Annotated in this window: 11 protein-coding genes; 4 read left to right on the top strand and 7 right to left on the bottom strand. The window is 72.3% G+C overall.

The genetic code is table 11. From position 1 onward, the window contains the following. The first annotated feature begins 114 nt into the window (after positions 1 to 114). On the top strand, positions 115 to 1866 hold the full coding sequence (locus WME98_RS37695; RefSeq protein ID WP_437946524.1) for a protein kinase domain-containing protein: 1752 nt from the start codon (positions 115 to 117) through the stop codon (positions 1864 to 1866). A gap of 265 nt (positions 1867 to 2131) precedes the next feature. Then, positions 2132 to 4960 (top strand): TonB-dependent receptor domain-containing protein, encoded by a 2829-nt coding sequence (locus WME98_RS37690; RefSeq protein ID WP_437337440.1) that lies wholly within the window; start codon positions 2132 to 2134, stop codon positions 4958 to 4960. 219 nt (positions 4961 to 5179) lie between these two features. On the opposite strand, the gene WME98_RS37685 is transcribed toward WME98_RS37690, so the two are convergent. Together WME98_RS37685 and WME98_RS37680 are read right to left on the bottom strand one after the other, a co-directional pair. Further along, the gene (locus WME98_RS37685; protein ID WP_437946522.1) at positions 5180 to 5596 is read right to left on the bottom strand and encodes a hypothetical protein; all 417 of its coding nucleotides are present in this window, start codon (positions 5594 to 5596) and stop codon (positions 5180 to 5182) included. Beyond that, positions 5581 to 6990 carry an eCIS core domain-containing protein gene (locus WME98_RS37680; RefSeq protein ID WP_437946520.1) on the bottom strand — a complete coding sequence of 470 codons (1410 nt, stop codon included), beginning with the start codon at positions 6988 to 6990 and terminating at the stop codon, positions 5581 to 5583. Before WME98_RS37680 ends, WME98_RS37685 begins: the two co-directional genes overlap by 16 nt. A gap of 765 nt (positions 6991 to 7755) precedes the next feature. Between WME98_RS37680 and WME98_RS37675 the strand changes: the two genes are divergently transcribed. After that, positions 7756 to 8829, top strand: a complete 1074-nt coding sequence (locus tag WME98_RS37675; RefSeq protein ID WP_437946519.1) for a hypothetical protein — start codon at positions 7756 to 7758, stop codon at positions 8827 to 8829. A 148-nt stretch (positions 8830 to 8977) separates the two neighbouring features. Here the strand turns inward: WME98_RS37675 and WME98_RS37670 are convergent, their stop codons facing one another. From WME98_RS37670 to WME98_RS37660, 3 genes are read right to left on the bottom strand one after another with little or no spacing between them, the layout of a single operon-like run. Continuing rightward, a complete protein-coding gene (locus tag WME98_RS37670) occupies positions 8978 to 10828 on the bottom strand; it encodes an RCC1 domain-containing protein (RefSeq protein WP_437946518.1) in 1851 nt (616 codons plus the stop codon). A 35-nt stretch (positions 10829 to 10863) separates the two neighbouring features. Continuing rightward, positions 10864 to 11859, bottom strand: a complete 996-nt coding sequence (locus WME98_RS37665; RefSeq protein ID WP_437946517.1) for a hypothetical protein — start codon at positions 11857 to 11859, stop codon at positions 10864 to 10866. 21 nt (positions 11860 to 11880) lie between these two features. Beyond that, positions 11881 to 13359 carry a protein kinase domain-containing protein gene (locus WME98_RS37660; RefSeq protein WP_437946515.1) on the bottom strand — a complete coding sequence of 493 codons (1479 nt, stop codon included), beginning with the start codon at positions 13357 to 13359 and terminating at the stop codon, positions 11881 to 11883. A gap of 365 nt (positions 13360 to 13724) precedes the next feature. Here WME98_RS37660 and WME98_RS37655 point away from each other — a divergent pair, with 365 nt between their 5' ends. After that, positions 13725 to 15800, top strand: a complete 2076-nt coding sequence (locus tag WME98_RS37655; protein WP_437946514.1) for a hypothetical protein — start codon at positions 13725 to 13727, stop codon at positions 15798 to 15800. A gap of 558 nt (positions 15801 to 16358) precedes the next feature. Here the strand turns inward: WME98_RS37655 and WME98_RS37650 are convergent. Together WME98_RS37650 and WME98_RS37645 are read right to left on the bottom strand one after the other, a co-directional pair. Beyond that, positions 16359 to 16790 (bottom strand): SAM-dependent methyltransferase, encoded by a 432-nt coding sequence (locus WME98_RS37650; protein ID WP_437946512.1) that lies wholly within the window; start codon positions 16788 to 16790, stop codon positions 16359 to 16361. After that, positions 16780 to 17439 (bottom strand): hypothetical protein, encoded by a 660-nt coding sequence (locus WME98_RS37645; RefSeq protein WP_437946511.1) that lies wholly within the window; start codon positions 17437 to 17439, stop codon positions 16780 to 16782. Before WME98_RS37645 ends, WME98_RS37650 begins: the two co-directional genes overlap by 11 nt. Positions 17440 to 17469 lie beyond the last annotated feature (30 nt).

Raw genomic sequence — 17469 nt, 5'->3', positions numbered from 1 at the left:
GCCGGCGCGGCCGATGCGGCCGACGTGGACGGCTTCGAGGGCGAGGATTCTGCCGGGGCCCCGGGGGTGCTGGTGTATACTCATCGGTCGATGGCCCAAGCAGGCTGGGAAGCGGTGGAACCGGCTCCGTCGCGCAGGATTCCCCGGGTCGGGGACATCATCGGCGGCAAGTACCGCGTGGAGCGGGTGCTCGGGCGCGGCGGCATGGGGCTCGTCGTCTCGGCGCACCATGTCTCGCTCCGCCACCGCGTCGCGCTGAAGTTCCTGCTCCCCGAGGGGCGCACCACGCCGGGCGCGCTCGAGCGCTTCTTCCGCGAGGCGCAGGCCGCGGCGGCCATCGCCAGCGAGCACATCGCGCGCGTCATCGACGTGGGGCAGACCGACGAGGAGCTGCCCTACTTCGTGATGGAGCACCTGAATGGCATCGATCTGGAGGCGCTCGTGGAGACGCGGGGCCCGCTGCCGGTCGAGCAGGCGGTGAGCTACGTGATCGAGGCCTGCGACGCCCTCGCCGAGGCGCACGCGCTCGGGATCGTCCACCGCGACCTCAAGCCGGGCAACCTGTTCCTGGCGAGCCGCGCGGACGGCTCGACCCTGATCAAGGTGCTCGATTTCGGCATCTCGAAGGCGTCGGAGGCCGGCGCGCTCGGCCTGAACGCCAAGCTGACCGCCTCTTCCGTGGTGCTCGGCTCTCCCCGCTACATGTCGCCGGAGCACATCCGCAACACCCGGACCGTGGACGCCCGCAGCGACATCTGGGCGCTCGGCATGACGCTCTATCAGCTCCTGACCGGGCGGCTGCCGTTCGAGAACGAGGCCGTCTCGGCGCTTTTCGTCAGCATCGTGACAGACCCACCCGTGCCGCCGCGCGCGTACCGGCCCGAGATCCCGGTCGAGCTCGAGTACATCCTCCTGATGTGCCTGGAGAAGGACCCAGCGCGCCGCCCGCAGACGGTCGCCGAGCTGGTGTCGCTGCTCGAGCCGCTGGGGTCGGAGCGCGCGCGGCTGACGGCGGCGCGCATCCTGCGCAGGGCCATGGGGAACGAGACCGTGGACGCCCCGCCGCCGCCGGACCGCCCGAGGGTGGTCGATGAGGATGCCCCGACCCTGACCGGGTCGCGCGGCGCCGCGCCGGGGTCGTGGTGCGTCGTGGCCGAGCGGGCGCAGGGGTCGGCGCCGCCCACGCAGCCGTCCGCGGTCGACCCGCCGCCCGCGGTGACGATCGCGGCGTCCGTGCCGCCCGCGGCGGGCGCGCCGCCCGCGGTGACGATCGCGGCGTCCGTGCCGCCCCCCTACCCCTCCCCCGGCGTCACGTCGGCCGCGGTGGCGTCGCACCTCGGCGAGCCCCTGGCGCCGACGGCGGCGCCGCCCGAGCGGCACGAGCGCGATCCCGCGGGGGACGCCCGCGGGCGCCGCGGCCGGCGCAGCGCGGCCTTGCCCGCGGCGGCGGCGCTCGCCGTGCTCCTCGGGGGCGCGGCGGCGCTCGCGTGGCTGGGGCGCGGGGCGGCACAGGTCCCGGGCACGCCGCCCGCCGGCGAGGCGGCCTCGCGGGGCGCGCCGGGCCGGGACGAGCCGGCGGCGATGCCCGCGGCGGACGAGACGCTCGAGGCCTCGCCCCTCCCGCCGTCCGCGATCCTCACGCCCCCTGCGGCGGCCGTGGCCGCCGCGGCGAGCGGCTTCGCCGCGGCCGGCGCCGCGCTCGCGCCGTCGAGCTCGGCGCGGCCCGCGCGCCCGCGCGCCGTGCTGGCGGCGCCGGCGCCGTCAGCGGCAGGCGGCGAGCCGGCGGCGACCACGACCGGCGGCGAGCCGGCGGCCGGCGGCGACGCGCCGGCGACGAGGGCGGTGCGCCTGCGCGAGCACCGCTAGCGCCGCGGGTCAGCAACCCCGCCAGGGCTCTGCCTCGCGAGCGAAGAGAGATCAACGCAGAGACGCAAAGAGCGTAAAGACGCGAAAATGCACAGATTTTGTTCTTCTTGCGCCTTTGCGCCTTTGTGCCTTTGCGTTGAAATCTCCCTCCGGATCCCTGGCGGGCGGGACTAGCGGCATGCCGAGCGCGCCCTCGAGCACGCGCGCGCGCTCTCGGCGGCGCGCTCGCCGGTCTTGTCTCGCGGCGCTTCCCCTCCTCGCGGGCGTGCTGCTCCACGCCCCCGCCGCCCGCGCCGACGGCGAGGGCCAGGCCGACGAGGCCGACCTCCACTTCGAGCTCGGCCGCGACAGCTACAAGAAGGGGCAGTTCCGCGCGGCCCTCGAGCATTTCCTCGCGTCCAACCGGCTCGTGCCGAACCGCAACGTCGTCTTCAACATCGCGCTCACCTACGAGGAGCTGGGCCGCTTCGCGGACGCGCACCGGTACTACGACGACGCGCTCGCGGGCGAGACCGACCCGGAGATCGTCGCCGAGGCGCAGGCCGCGCTCGAGCGGATCGCGCCGCGCGTCGCCGTGCTGCAGATCGTCACGTCGCCGCCGGGGGCCACGATCTACGTCGATCGCAAGGACCTCGGCGCCCGCGGCACGGCGCCGCGCCGGCTCGCCCTGGCCGAGGGCCGCTACCGGATCCTCGTCGAGCTCCCGGGCTACGAGCCCGTGGCGGTCGAGGACACCGCGGTGAAGCTCGGGCAGACCAAGGAGGTGCTCATCGTGCTCCGCCGCATCGTGGGCACGGTCCGGGTGGACGTGCGCGGCGCGAGCGAGGCCACGGTCCACGTCGACAACGAGGGCGCGCCGCCCGCCTGCGCCGCGCCCTGCGACCTCGACCTGCCGCCGGGCCGCCACGTGCTCTATTTCTCGCGCGCCGGCTACCAGGCGGCGCCGCAGCCGCTGACCGTCGCCGCGCACGAGACCGTGCCGATCACGGCGACGCTCAGCCCGCTCACGGGCTCGATCCTCGTGCGCGCCAGCGAGCCCGACGCCCTCGTCGAGATCGACGGCCGGCCGATGGGCTTCACGCCGTCGGTCATCCAGGGCGTCCCCGTGGGCCGGCGCCGGGTGCGCGTCAGCCTGCGCGGCTTCGCGCCCGTCGAGCGGACGATCGAGGTCGCGGCCGGCCAGCAGGCGGCGCTGCGCGATCTCACGCTGGAGCCGATCCGCGAGGTGTCGTCGGCCTCGCGCGTCCTCGAGCGGGTCGAGGACGCGCCCGCCTCCATCAGCGTCATCGAGCAGCAGGAGCTGCGCGCCTTCGGGTACCCGACCATCGCCGAGGCGCTGCGCGGCACGCGCGGCGTCTACCTCTCGAACGACCACGTGGTCTACTCGGCCGGGATCCGCGGGCTCGGCGAGCCGCTCGACTACGGCAACCGGCTCCTCGTCCTCTCCGACGGGCACTCGACGAACGACAACGTCCTCAACGCCTCGTTCGTGGGCTCGGACGCGCGCGACGACCTCCACGACGTGGACCACATCGAGGTCGTCCGCGGCCCGGGCTCGCTGCTCTACGGCACGGGCGCCCTCTCCGGCATCGTCAACCTCGTGCCGCGCGGCCGCGACGAGCCCACGGGCGCGCACGTGGCGGCCGGCACCTACTACGACGGCGTGGCCCACGCGCGCGCCGGGTTCCACGTCAACGCTGGCCCGGACGCGGGCGTGCGGGCGAGCGTCACCGGCGCCCGCTCCGACGGGTTCGACGTGCCGGTGGCCCTGCGCGACCCCCGGGGCGGCCCGCCCGTGCCGATCGCCGAGCGCGCCGAGACCTTCCGGGCCGGCGGCACCTCCGGGCGCGCCTGGTACGGGCCGTTCACGGCGCAGTGGATGTACCACACGCGCGAGCAGCGCATCCCGACGGGTTACGTGGGCACGCGGCTCAACGACCTGGGGACGACCTACGACGACGCGCACATGATGGCCGAGGTGCGCTACGAGCCGCGGCCCGCGCCCGACCTGCAGCTCATGGCGCGCGGCCACGTGAACCGCTTCGTCTGGCGCGGGGTGTACCGGTTCGACGAGGCGACGGTCTTCGAGCAGCAGCACGGCACCTGGCTGGGCGCCGAGCTCCGGGCGGCGTGGACGCCGCTCGCCGGGCTCCGGGTCACCGGGGGCGGCGAGGTCCAGGGGCACCCCGAGGCGACGCTGCGCGGCGTCTTCGCGGACGGGCGCATCCGCACGAAGCGCGAGCCGTTCGGCTTCGGCGCCGGCTACCTCATCCTCGACGGCTCGCCCGCGCCCTGGGTGCGCTTCTCGGCGGGCGCGCGCCTGGACGTCTACAGCACGTTCGGGCCCATCTTCGTCCCGCGCGCCGCGGTCATCTTCCGGCCAGCGCCCGGAGGCGTGCTGAAGATCATGGGCGGGAGCGCCTTCCGCGCGCCGAGCGTCTCCGAGCAGTACTACGAGGACGGCGAGACGCAGGTGCCCGCCGTCGACCCCACGGCGGGCCTCACGCTCGAGCCGGAGTCCCTCCATTCCGCCGAGGTCGAGTACACGCAGCGCATCGGCGACGCCTGGATCGCGCTCGGCGCCGTCCACGCGAGCCTGCTGTCGGGCGGGATCTCCCTCGAGGACCACGACGGGCTGCAGCGCTACGCGAACAGCAAGCGAGGCGCGTTCGTCGTGGGGGGCGACGTCGAGCTCCGCCGCGAGTGGCGGCAAGGCTGGATGCTCGCGGCGATGTACGGCTACCAGCGCGCCCAGCGAGGGGGCGGAGGGCGCCTCATCAACGCCCCGGAGCACCTCGCGTCGTTCCGCGGCGTCGTCCCGGTGGTGGAGCGGCTCGCCGCCGCCGGGCTGCGGATCAACCTGGAGGCGCCCCGGCGGATCTCCCGCAGCGCGGGCGGCGAGACCCGGGGCGCCATCGTCGCGGATCTCACGGTGTCCGGCGAGCTCCAGCGCTTTCACACGCGCTACGTGCTCGGCCTCTACAACGCGATGGACACGCGGTACGACTACCCGGCCGCGGAGACCTACCTCTCGTCCACGAGCCGGCAGAACGGCAGGACGTTCCTCGCCGAGATCACGGTCAGCTATCCGTAGCTCAGCCCGCCGGAAATCCCGCCAGAAACGCCGGTCGATGACGAGCGGTCGCCGGAAACAGCAGCGGTCTTCATAGCGTGCTCGCGGGCACCGCGATCGTCCTGACCGTCGACGCGTACGGCCCGATCGCCGACAACGGCGGCGGCACCTCCGAGAGGACGGACCCGCGACCGATGACAGCAGGCCCCGGGGGGTCGCGCGCCGGCGCGACGTCGCGGACTACTCTCGAGACGAGAGCGACGCGAGCACGCGCGCAGCGACGTCCGCCACGGAGATCTCTTCGTCGAGGTCGCAGAACGTGGCGGGGTCGCGCGTCAGCGCCTCGACGAGCGGCGCGAGGACCGCAGCGCGCGCCTGCTCGACCTTGTCGAGCGCCACGACCCGGAGCACCGGCAGCCCGTCGCCGAGCAGCGTACGCAGCGCGTCGGTTGCCCCTTCGTCGGCCGGCAGGTGGCGCAGGGCTGTGACGCGCACCGCCTGCGGCGCGCCTCGATCGGTCGCAACCTGCACCAGCACCCGGGCCCCATCGCGGCCGGCGGCGACGAGCTTCGTGGCCGCGACCTCGCGGTCGAGAAACCCCTCCGACCGGAGGCCGGCCTCCAGCGCACCGAGGTCGTCCGTCACCATTGCTTCCATCCCGGCAAGCTCCAATCGCAGACAAGCTGGGGCCCCGAGGGGCTGAACTTGAGACTCACGTGCTTGCCCCATGTCCCGGTCATGACGCGCCCGTCCGACGTGATGACGAGCGCCTTCGATTGCGCCTCGCCGTGATAGACGCGCGCGCCGTCGGGCGTCTGGCCGGTGTAGTCCGCCGTCCAGCCGGTCCGCTGCTTGAGCTCCGCGGCGTGAGTCTCGAAGTACTTGGCCTTTTCGGCCTGCCCGCCGGGCGCCTGGGCCGTCTGCTTGAAAAGGTCGGGGCCCGTCTGCGGTCCCGTCTGCGCGGCGGGCGCCTTCGCGGTCGGCGTCGTCTTCGGCGTTTCGACCTTCGGCGTTTCGGCCTTTGGCGTCTCGACCTTCGGCGCCTCCACCTTTGGCGTCTCGACCTTCGGCGCCTCCACCTTTGGCGTCTCGACCTTCGGCGGCTTCACCGTCGGGTCGACCTTCGCCGGCGGCTTGCTCTGGTCACCCCCCCCGGACTTCACGTCGGACGAGCGCCTCGGCAGCTTGATGTTGCCCCCGCCGCCCCCGCGGGCCCAGCTATAGGCGCCGCCGAGGATTTTGCCGGCGACCATGCCCAAGGCCACGCCCGCGAGCGCGTGCTGCACGTAGTTGGCGTAGTTGACACGCGCCTGCCACATGGTCTCGGTGGTCTTCGGCGCCGACCCCCGGCAGATCGTGGTGGGCGCGATGATCAGCCCGCCCGCCCCCCAGTAGTACGCGAAGGGGTGCGACCCGTCGGCCGGCTTGGGCGCCGCGGCGACCGCGGCCTTCGCCTCGGCGTGGCTCTGGTAAATGGTCTTGTTGATGGGCGTCGCGCGGTCGATGGTAAAGTCGACGTCCGATTCGGGTACTTTGATGCCCGGGCCGCCGGGCGTCATGTTGCCGACGTAGAGCATGAAGCCGTTGAGCCAGATGGTGTACCCGGCGGCGGTGATCGAGCGATCGATCCACTGTGGGTAGTCGGTAGGGCCGCTGATGATCTCGACGTCGATGTACGTCGGGCCCTGCTTGGGCGCCGGCTGCCGCGCGATCGCCGAGGGCGCCGCGCCGATCGGCCCCGCATGCCTCCCGGCGCCGACCGCCTCGGCCGCGCGGTCTGCCTCGCGCTCGGCGGCGTCGCCCGGCTCGCTGACGCGTCCGGCGGACCGTGTACCCGCGCCCTGCTGCACGACGTGCGTCAGCTCGTGGGCGAGCAGCTTGCGCCCTGCCAGCGAGTCGGGGGCGTACTCGCCGCGGCGGAACGCGATGTCGTGCCCCACGGTGAACGCCCGCGCGTCGAGCGCGCGCGCCGAGGCGTCGGCCCGCGCGTCGGCGTGCACGCGGATGCGGCTGAAGTCGTGGCCGAAGCGCTGCTCGAAGTGCGAGCGCACGCTGTCGGGAAGCGGCCTGCCCGGGCCCGAAAGCCCGGCCGCCGCCGGCCCGACACCTGGCGACAGGGCGGCATGATCGGGCTGCGCCGCGGGGCCGAGCGACCGAAGGGCCTCGTCGGGTTGCGTCACCGGTCCGGCCGCCCGCGCCGCGAGGGGCCGCGCGGGCGCGGCGGCCTTACGGAAGACCATCGAAGGCGTCGGCGGGTCCTTCGCGCGCGCGAGTCTTGCGTGGTGCAGCATCGTCCCCCTCTCGCTTCAGTGTAGCGAGCGCCCGGGCCCCCACGCAACGCCCTCGCGGACGAATCGGCCGGCGACGTGAATGCCGTCGTTTCAGGTTGAAACGGTCGCGCGGCAGGCATTCAGCCGAGCCGCGGTGGCCGCGAGCCCGTTGCGCCGTTGTTGCTCAACCCGCGCAGGGGTGGCTCGTCGCGCGAAGCCGAGGAGCGCTGGAGCTCGGCGGAGGCGCGCCATCGGCTTGCTCGCCGAGGCAGATCGGGGTCGACGCCTCGTAGAAACCGCTGGTCGACGCCGCGCGCTGCACCCTGGCATGAGCGCTGCAACACGTAAAAACACAAACCAGATGAACGTCAACCGACTTGCTTGCATGCCCGGTACATCTCTCTCGCCGAGGACTCCATGAAGATTGATGAACGCAGTCTCCAATCCAGGCTCTGGCAGCTCGCTGCTGCAGCAGCGGGCGTACTGTCTCTCGTCGCCTGTGGGACGGAGGAGAGCACGGCCGAGCCAGCGCTCGACGACATTGGCGTGGCCTCCGAGGGGCTGAGCTCCCACTGGGGCTGGGCCCACACCGACCACGCGAACCCCTATACGAACCGCTGCGTGAACGATGCCGCCAGCAGCATCAACGCGCTCTATGACCCGAGCTACGTCATGGCCTACCGCAGCGGCAGCGACGCGTGCAGCGCGTATGCGCCCACGACGGGGGCCGGGCTCATTCACCACCAGGGCATCCAGCGGCTCGCGCGTGACTACAACTATCTCCTGGTGACGACCTCGGTTCAGGGGGGCGCGCGCCCGGGCTTCGAGGTCGTGCGCCTCGGATCGCTGAGCAACAACCCGTGGCTCTTGGGTCGGAACGCTTCTCCCTCCCGGCTCCCGTCCTGCAGCGACGCGATCGTGCGCTACCAGCCCGACGACTCGGGGATGCCGTACGATCACTCGGGCGGCCTTCAGGTGAACGGCGATTACGTCATCGTGCCGTTCGAGAAGAGCGACGATCAGGCGACGGCGGGCTTTCGCGTCGCCAGGGTGTCGACCCCCTCGAATCCCCAGTGGGGCCCGCTGGTCTTGCGAGCGCGCGGTCAGACGGTCAACGCGGGAGCGGCGAGCCTCACGCTGCTCTCCTCGGGCCGCTACCTCGCGCTCGTCTTTGGCCACGACTCGGACGACGTCGAGGTGTTCGTGTCCTCGGAGGCGGCGATGCCCTACTTCGGCAGCTCGACCTCCACCTGGGTGTCTCAGGCGAGCGCCTCGACGCCCTTTGGCGGCGCGGATTATCAGGGCCTGCAGCTCGTGACCCAGTGCGACGGTCAGCTCTTCGTCGCCGGCACGCACAGGAACCAATGGTATGACGAGGACTGGGTCGACCTGTGGCGTGTGGACCTCGGCACGACGTTCGTGCCTAGCTTCGCCAAGGTGGCCAGCCGACACATGTCGTGCAGCAGCGCGGCGACGGGCAACAAGCGCTACTGCGCGTTCGACGCAGGGGCCGGGATCTATGTGGATCCAGACGGCGAGATCCTGCTTTATGGGGTGGAGCACTACAACGATGCCTACCCGGGCACGACACGCGCGGTCAAGGTGCGCGAGTTTCCGTAGACCCTGCGCCGAGGCCTGCCCTCATGACGCCGAGCCGCCCCGAGCGCTTCGTACGTCCACGAGCGCGCTGCTGTCGTTGCTCCCCGGCAGCCCGGCGCCGGGCGCGGGTCCGGCTCGCCGGGGGTGCCGCTCGCGATCCATGGATGGGTCAGGGGCTCTTGAAGAGCTCCACCGCAGAGAGGGCGTCCCCCATCGTACCGGGCGCGTGGCCGCGGGGCAGGGAGTCGCCCAGGCCGAGCTGGCCCACGTGGTTGCGCCCCCAGCACTTGACGCGGCCGTCGGTCAGCAGCGCGCAGGTGTGATGCACGCCAGCGGTGATGGCCTCCGCCTTCGCTCCTTCACCGAGGTCGACCGGGGGTAGCGCGTCGCCCATCTCGTCTGGGGCGTCACCACGGTTCGCCATGTCACCCAGGCCGAGCTGGCCGAAATCGTTGAGCCCCCAGCATTTGACGCGACCGCTGGCGAGCAGCGCGCAGGTGTGATACCCACCTGTGGCAAGCGCTGTGACGGCCTCGCCCACGTCCACCTGGTTGAGGTTGTCCCCCATGTGGCTCGTGGCTGCGCCGCGATGGCCCGTGTCACCTACACCGAGCTGCCCCTGTCCGTTATGCCCCCAGCACTTGACGCGGCCATCGGTGAGCAACACGCAGGTATGATGATGACCCGCTGAGAGTGCCAAGGCGCGCTCACCCCCGAGATCGACGGCACGAAGGCTGTCGCCCATCTCGTTCGGATCGTCTCCACGGGTCACAAGATCGCCGAGCCCGAGCTGGGCAGCACCGTTGGCCCCCCAGCATTTGACGCTGCCGCCGCTCAGCCATGCGCAGGTGTGCGTCTCGCCCAAGGCGAGCGCGAGGGCTATCTTGCCGCCACCCAGGCTCACGGAGGAGCCATTGGCCAGGTTCCGGTTTTCTTTATCACCGAGCCCGAGCTGCCCATTCTGATTCCAGCCCCAGCATCGTGTCACGTCGCTCACGAGCGCACACGTGTGTGAATGGCCCGCGGCCACCACAGTCGCTACTCCGCCCAGATTCACCACCTCGAGGCGATCGCCCATCTGGTTCGCCCCGGCGCCGCGCGAGGTGATCGTGCCGAGCCCGAGCGCGCCGAAGCCGCTGCCCCCCCAGCACTTGACCGCGCCACTGGTCAGCCGCGCGCACGAATGCGCGGCGCCCATCGCGAGCGAATCGACCCTTGCATCCGCGCCGAGGTCCGTTACCGGCAGCGCGCCGCCCATCTGGCCAGGCAAATTGCCGCGGTTCACTGCATCACCTAACCCGAGCTGCCCGCTAGTATTATATCCCCAGCACTTGATTCGCCCGGTGTTCGCCACCGCGCATGTATGGTAGTACCCCGCCTCGATCTTGACGACCCTCTCCGTCACGCAGCTCGCCGAGCACCCGTCCCCGTCGACGGTGCCGCCGTCATCGCACTCCTCTCCCGCTCCCGCGGACACCCAGCCATCGCCGCACGCGCAGTCCTCGCCGTCCTCGTTCGTGTCGCCATCGCAATCCTCGTCGCCGCTGCCGCTGCCGCATACCTCCGCCTGGGGCGTCACCTCGCCGTCGCAGCTTCCCACCGGCTTGCCCTGCTCATCGCACCGCTGGAGTCCCCCCTGGCAGACCCCGACGCCCTCCGTCCCTGCAGGGCCCGTGTAGCAAGGCACCGAATCGCCCAGGGTGTGCACGGGCGTCGTCCCGTCGCAGCCATCGATCGTGCAGACGTTCCGGTCGTCAGGCACGTCCGTGGGCAGCGGCACCTGCTTGGCAGAGCCCGCGCCGTCGCACACGAGCTGCGCGCAGTCGCCGGCTGTCTGCTCGGGCAGCGGCTTGCCTTCGGCGGCGTCCTCGAAGACGCAGGCGCCCTCCTGACACGCCACGGCGGTGCGGCAGACCGGCTCGCCGGCCTTGCACTCGTCGACCGTGCGACACCCCCCATCGGGAAGGCCCTCCCGGATGCCAGCCACCTGGTTGCAGCTCGCTGCGACGACGAGCGCCACCGTCGCGCCCGCCATCCTTCTTCGCGTCGCTTCCATCACCACACCCCCTGAACCGCCACGCTGCCCGGGAGCAGCGCGATCTCGGCGCGCCACCGGGCTCCCCTCGATTGCGCGCGCCCGTCGCGCTGCGCCTGCGACGGCGCCGTCACGAACAGCACCGCGCCTCCCGCCGCCAGCAACCCGCCAGTGACCAACGCGACGGTCGACCCATTTCCGAGGCCCACCGCCTGCCGGCGCAAATCGAGCCCTGCCGGGTCGCAACGATCCTGCGCGCTGCAATGTCCGTCGTTGCTCTCCTGGTTCCTCGCGATCGCCAGCCCTCCGAGCACCGCCCCCACGGCGAGGCCCGCGCCGCCGAGTCCTATCGCGACGATCGCCGCCGGGCGCTGCCACGGCCGCTCGGGGTTCGACCCGGCGCTCGTCATGGATTCGAGCGGCGGAACGGGCACGGCGACCCGGTGCCCATCCGCCGCGATCTCGATCTGCTGCTTGCTCGTCTTGTATCCTCGTCCGCTGACGACGATCTCGTGCCGGCCAACATCAAGCGGCAGCGGCACGGACCACTGCGCCTCGCGAACAGGCAACCCATCGCGCGTGATCGTCAGCCCGGGGACGGACCGCACGGACGCGGGGACCTCGATCGTCAGCGTCGCGAGCTTCGGCTTCAGCGCGGCGGACTTGCCTGCGGCCTTCATCTGGCGATCGAGGTCCCCGACCTTGGTTGCCTCCCCCTCGACCAACACATACTGGGACCAGGCGCTCGCGAGCTTGCCCCAGCCTTCGTAACATTCGCCGAGCGTGAGCTTCGCGCCGAGCGCGTCGGGCGCGAGGCGGACCACCTCCTCGAGCCGGGGACACGCGCGCTCGTAGCGCCCCGCATCCATCTCCGAGGTCGCTTGCTCGTAGAGCGCCTGGACGGTGGTCTCCCTCTGGGGAGCGACCGGCTGCGCCCGCGCCGTGACGGGCGCGAGCAGGCACAAAAAAAGGACGAACGCGCGTGGCGATCGCGCGCAGCACGCAGGGCTGATCATGAGCTGCTCTCCTGGGTTGTGTCAGCGCAGAGGTTCGCGCGTCTTTTTTTGCGGGACGCCGCCTGCTGCCGGGGCTTCAGGTGGCTCCGGGGCGGGGATGGGGGCCTCGTCGGGGGCTGGACTCGAGCTCGTGGGCGTCTGCCTTGGAGCGCTCTCGGGGCGGCGCTTGCGACCCCCCTTCGAGGAGGATGACCCCGCGGGCGATGGCGTCTCGGCCGTCACCGGCGGCGGGGGTGGCGAGGACGACCTCGCGAGCTCCCCGGCTCCTGAGGGCGCGGTCTCGACGACCTCCGAAGCCGACCGCGGCTCGGCGTCCGGCTCCGCATCCGGAAGGTTCGTCGAGGCGGCGGCTGGCACCTCGACGCCGTCTGGCGCGGCACGCAGAGCGAGCCACGAAAGACAGGCCACGAGCGCGCTCACGCCCAGCGCCGCGCTCACGATGGCACGCGCCCGATGCCTGGCCGCCGGCCGGCCTTGCGCGCCAGTATGGCCCCAGGCGGAGCCCGTCGAGACGAGCGCCGGCGGCGCGCTCGCCGGCACGGTCTGCGGCGGGCTCGCCGGAATGGCAGCCTCCGGCGGGCTCGTCGGCGGCGCGAGCGCGGGCTGCGACGCGACGTCCGGCCGCGATCCAAACCTTCTCCACGCCCCGCCGAGGAGCGCGGCCAGCGCGGAGGCGAGCTCCTCGATGCGCTGGTATCGATGCTCGGGGTGCTTCTGAAGACAGCGCGCGACGATGGCGTCGAGCTGCGCGGGCAAGCCGGGTCGCAATCGGCTCGGCGGGACGGCATCCTCCTGGAGCACGCGGCCAACGAGCTCGGTCAGCGTGTCCGCCGGGAAGGGCAGTGTGCCCGTGACCAGCTCGTACAGAGACACCCCCATCGCCCAGATGTCGCTCCGACGATCGACCTCCTTCGTGCGCACCATCTGCTCGGGCGACATGTAGAGCGGCGAGCCGAGCATGGCGCCAGTCGCGGTGAGCTCCAGGCTGTCCGAGGCGATATGCTTCGAAATACCGAAATCGAGGACCTTCACGTACGGTGAACCGTCGGGCCGCTGGGCGAGGAACAGGTTGGCCGGCTTGATGTCACGGTGGATGATGCCGAGCGCGTGCGCTTCGGCGAGCGCTTTCGAGGCCTGGAGCGCGTAGGTCGCGGCTTCCTCGACGGACAGCGGGCCACGCGCCTTCACGATCTGCTTCAGATCCGTGCCCGAGAGGAGCTCGAGCACCATGAACAGCTCACCCGTCTGCAGCCGCCCGAAATCATGGACTCGCACCGCGTGCTCGCCCTTGAGGCGGGCCGCCGCGCGCGCTTCACGGAGGAATCGCTCCTCGGCGTGCGCGTCTCTGGCCGTCTCGGGCAGCAGGAGCTTGATCGCGCGGAGCTCGTCGAGATCGAGGTGGCGTGCCGCCACGACGACCCCCATTCCCCCCTTCCCGAGGACGCGCTCCACGCAGTATTTGTCGAGCAGCAAGGCCCCCGGACGAATCAGAGCTTCCATGACGCTCGAGCGCGCTCCCCCCTCGGGGCTGCGGGCGAGGAATACGCCGCAGCACGACGCGACGGCGCTACGGTATCAGGACAATGCGAGATGTCCAGTCATGCCCCGTTTCGCAAACCGAGTACTCCGAGAACGAATGACCGCATCCGTCTTTTCCGGAAACGCTCACCTCCAGCGCCGGCCTGGACGAAGCCGCGCCGCAGCAGCGTTTGGCGAGAGGGCGCCATCACGCTCAGCGGCAGCACGCTCCGGCGGGAGGGCAGGTCTCCGAAGTCCGGGGCCCAGCGGCGGAGCGTTTTTCGACGCACGCCCTGTCCGCCCCCCGCGCGGGAACCATCGCAGCGAGGTACTGTCGCTCCCCTCGCATGTCCACCGTCCGCCCCCGTCCGCGCTCCCGCCGCCCTGCCGTCCGGCCGGCGCCCGCGGCCGCGCCGACCGCCTCCCCTCGCCTCGCCGGCGCCGTCCTCGCCGGCGCCGCGCTGCTGCTCGCCGCCGCGAGCGCCCGGGCCGATGGCCGCGACAGCGTCGAGGGCACCGAGACGAACGCGCTCGTCGAGAAGGAGCACCGCATCGCGCTCCGCCTCGACCGCGGGCACGCCGAGCTCGTCGTCCAGCGCACCGTCCATAACGGCGGCCCGCGCCGCGATCAGGCGCTCTTCCTGCTCAACATACCGCAAGGCGCGGTCGCCACCGGGCTCGCCTCGCTCGGGCTCAAGGGCGGACGACCGTCGTGGCGCCGCGCGGACCTCATGGAGGCCGAGGCCGCCGCCGCGAAGTACATGAATCTCCCCGGGGTCGAGGGCTTCTCTCCCAAGGAGACGGCGCTCCTCTCGTGGCGCTCGCAGGGCTTCCTCGCGCTCCAGGCCTTCCCGTGCGCGCCCGGCCAGCCCAGGACCGTCGAGTACACCCTCCGCCTGCCCACGGCTTACCGCGAGGGCCGCCATCACCTCACCTTGCCGCGCGTGGGCACCGAGACCCTCGCCGCCACCGTCGTCGTCTCCGCGGCGCGCCCCGGAGATCGCCTGTTCCTCGACGGGAAGCCCATCTCCCCCGGCGCCACCTTCCAGCTCGCGCAGGACGAGACCGACCTCGCCCTCGCCCCGCGCCCCTCGCTCGCGCTCGACGGCGCCTTCTCCTCCTCGCCCCTCGGCAGCCGCCGCGAGCTCGTCGCGCTCCGCATCGACGCTCCGCTCCGCCTCTCCGAGCCGCCGCGCAACGCCCGCGTCGTCGTCCTCCTCGACGCCTCGCGCTCGCTCCCCGAGCGCGACGGCGCCGCGGCCCTCGCCGCCGCCCGGGCTTATCTCTCCCATCTCGACGGCTCCCTCGTCGAGGTCCTCACCTTCGACCGCGAGGTCCGCCCGCGCCACGGCCGCTTCGTCCCCGCCGCCCGCGCCGCCGCCGACCTCGGCACGCTCGTCCTCCCCCGGCGCAACGGCAGCCGCCTCGACGACGCCCTCGCCCGCGCGGACGCCCTGCTCGCCGCGACGCCCGCGGGCCTCCCCCGCCGCATCCTCGCGCTCACCGATCTCCGCACCCGCTCCGCGCTCACGCCCCGCCGCCTCGGCGCGATCCTCAAGAGCGGCGCGCTCGTGCACGTCGGTGTCATCGGCGAGGGCGCGCCTGGCCTCACGCGCAACGAGCACCCCTTCGGCGCCCCGGTGCGCGCGACCGGGGGGCTCGTCTGGACGGCGCGCGCGAGCGCCAGGCCCGGCGACGCCGGCGCCATGCGCCGCGTTTACGAGGAGTGGGTTCGCCCGCTCCGCATCGACCGCCTGGACGTGCGATTGCCCGGAGCCGGCCTTTCGCAGGTCGCCTTCGGCGAGCAGCTGCCCGAGGGCGACGGCCTGGAGCTGCTTCGCCTGCACGGCGGCCGGATCGCGCGGGCGGTGCTGACCGGCGAGCTCTGGGCGCGGCCCGTGCGGCGCGTGTTCACGCCGGACCCGGCGCACGCCCGGCTCTGGTCCGCGCTCGTGTTCGGCTCCGAGCTCCTCGAGTCGCTCACCGAGCCGGAGATGGCGGTTCTCGCGGTCCGCGGCGGCGCCGTCTCGCCCGTGACGAGCTACGTCGCGAGCGCGCCCGGAAAGCGTCCCAGGACCGTGAGCCTGGGAGGCGGCACGGGAAGAGGACCCAGCACCCACGAGGGGCTCGGGGGCGGCCTTGGCCACGGCGGCCCGACGGGAAGCGGGAGCGCGTTCGACCATCGCGCGTACCTCCGCGCCGCGCTCGAAAAGGCGTTCGGCGGCTGCCCGCCGGGTCCGAAGAGCGCGCGTGTCACGCTCGAGACCACGGTGGACGAGGTGGTCGACGTCCCCGCGGTCAGGCTCGCGGGGAGGCATGCCGCGGCGGTGCGCCAGTGCCTCGGCGAGGCCGCGTGGTCGCTCGCGCTCCCGGGGGAGTTCAGGGCGCAGCTCGCCCGCCATGAAATCGAGGTCTCTCGCTGAAGCGCCTGTCCGGCGTCTGCCCTACTCCGGGCGCCGATGACGATGGACGACCGGCGGCGGCAGCTCCCCGCGACGTCGCGAGGATGCCGCCCGCGAGGTCGCGACCCACCGCGACGCTCGCGCGGGAGCCCGCGAAGGGGTCCCGACCGCTCGATTTGTATGAAAAAATTCAAATGCTTTGATCGGGACCTCGTCGCGGGCTCGAATTCATCCTCCGCGATCGGTCGCGACCTCCCCGCGGCCTCGCCACGAGCGCCGGCGTTGGTCGCGACCTCCGCGCCGCCTCGTTTTCAGCCGGACGGGTTGGTCACGCGCACCGCGCCCCGTCGCAAGCCGATGACAGGTGACGCGCGCTCGCATGCGCCGTTCGGGGTACTGGTCGCATCCGCGAGGAGTCCGGCCAGAGATCCGTGGAGTGAGTTCAACGCAAGGGCGCAAAGGCGCAAAGACGCAAAGAGAAATCATGTATTTTTGCGTCTTTGCGCCCTTTGCGCCTTTGCGTTCAAATCTCCCTTCGCTCGCGAGGCAGATCCCTGGCGGGACTTCTGCCCCGCGGAACTAGTCGTCAAGGGAGATCTCACGAAGCGGCTCGCCTCCATCGATGTAAAGGCGGCCCCCCTCGCGCAAGGCTCTGCGAATCCGCTGCCTGGCGAGACGCCCAGCCTCCGGGTGGCGGCCGTCGAGCGCGCCAACCCGAACAGCGAACGCAATGTCATAAGGCCCCTCTCCCTCCTCCAGCTCGAGCTCCTCGATCGCCACATGGCGAAAGCTCAAACGGCCAGAGGCCAGCTCAGCCGCCGATCCCGCCATCGCCTGTACGATCGCCTTGGCCGAGCGGTCGATCGCCAGAACATGCCCCTCGCCGATCCGCCTGGCGATAGCGCGCGCCGCAACGCCAGGGCCGCAACCGATCTCCAGGACGCGGAGCCCCGGCCTCAACGGCAGGGCTTCCACGATCGCCGCAAGTCTGGGCGATAGCTCACGGGGCATCCGGGTCGACCTTGCGGACGGGCCGCGGGCTGAAGGCTTGTGCCGCGAGCGCCGCAGCCGCCGCGAGCTTGTGCTTCGCTTGCCACGGCGGCCCGATGGATCGACCCATCGCGTGCAGGAATGCGTCGACATCCTCGAGGCCGAGCGTCGCCGCCGCTTCGCGAAACACGCGCTCGCTGTCGTACCAATGCACGGACCAACCGCGCGCCTCGGCGGCGGTCGCGAGGGCCTCGCGATACATGACGGAGTCGGCGACGGTCTGCGCGCGATTGTCGGCGATCCGCTCCTCGGTCGTCGGCGGAAGCGTGGGACACACGCGGATCGCGATGCTCGCGATCGGCGCGGGCACCGCTGCGGCCAGCGCCTCGAGGCCCTCGCGCGCGCCGCGCGCGGCGGACTCGCGCACGCGCTCGACGAGCGCCACGGCGTCGGCGAGCGAAATCGGCCGCGCCCACGGGCTGTCGAGGTAACGGCCGACCGCCCACGACCCTTCGTGGTGATGCGGGTGCGTCGGCAGACCGGGATCGGTGAGGTCGACGCGCCGGCGATCGAGGAGCTCACCGCCGGGCGCGAGGGTGACGAGGACCGCCGAGTTGCCGTGCTCGGCGACGCCGACGGTCGCGGCGCGCTGCGTGCGTCCTCTCGCCATGTCTTCCTCCGTCGTGGGCGCGTCCTTCGG

The organism is Sorangium sp. So ce296 (assembly GCF_051529605.1).
Lineage (GTDB): Bacteria > Myxococcota_A > Polyangia > Polyangiales > Polyangiaceae > Sorangium > Sorangium cellulosum_D.
The sequence above is the reverse complement of the archived record's forward strand: the minus strand, read 5'-3'. Positions and strand labels throughout refer to the sequence as shown.

Excerpts from the sequence above, each read along its gene's own strand:
- WME98_RS37685 (WP_437946522.1), bottom strand. The coding sequence starts at position 5,596 with ATGGAAGCAATGGTGACGGACGACCTCGGTGCGCTGGAGGCCGGCCTC.
- WME98_RS37665 (WP_437946517.1), bottom strand. The coding sequence starts at position 11,859 with ATGATCAGCCCTGCGTGCTGCGCGCGATCGCCACGCGCGTTCGTCCTT.
- WME98_RS37660 (WP_437946515.1), bottom strand. The coding sequence starts at position 13,359 with ATGGAAGCTCTGATTCGTCCGGGGGCCTTGCTGCTCGACAAATACTGC.
- WME98_RS37655 (WP_437946514.1), top strand. The coding sequence starts at position 13,725 with ATGTCCACCGTCCGCCCCCGTCCGCGCTCCCGCCGCCCTGCCGTCCGG.
- WME98_RS37650 (WP_437946512.1), bottom strand. The coding sequence starts at position 16,790 with ATGCCCCGTGAGCTATCGCCCAGACTTGCGGCGATCGTGGAAGCCCTG.
- WME98_RS37645 (WP_437946511.1), bottom strand. The coding sequence starts at position 17,439 with ATGGCGAGAGGACGCACGCAGCGCGCCGCGACCGTCGGCGTCGCCGAG.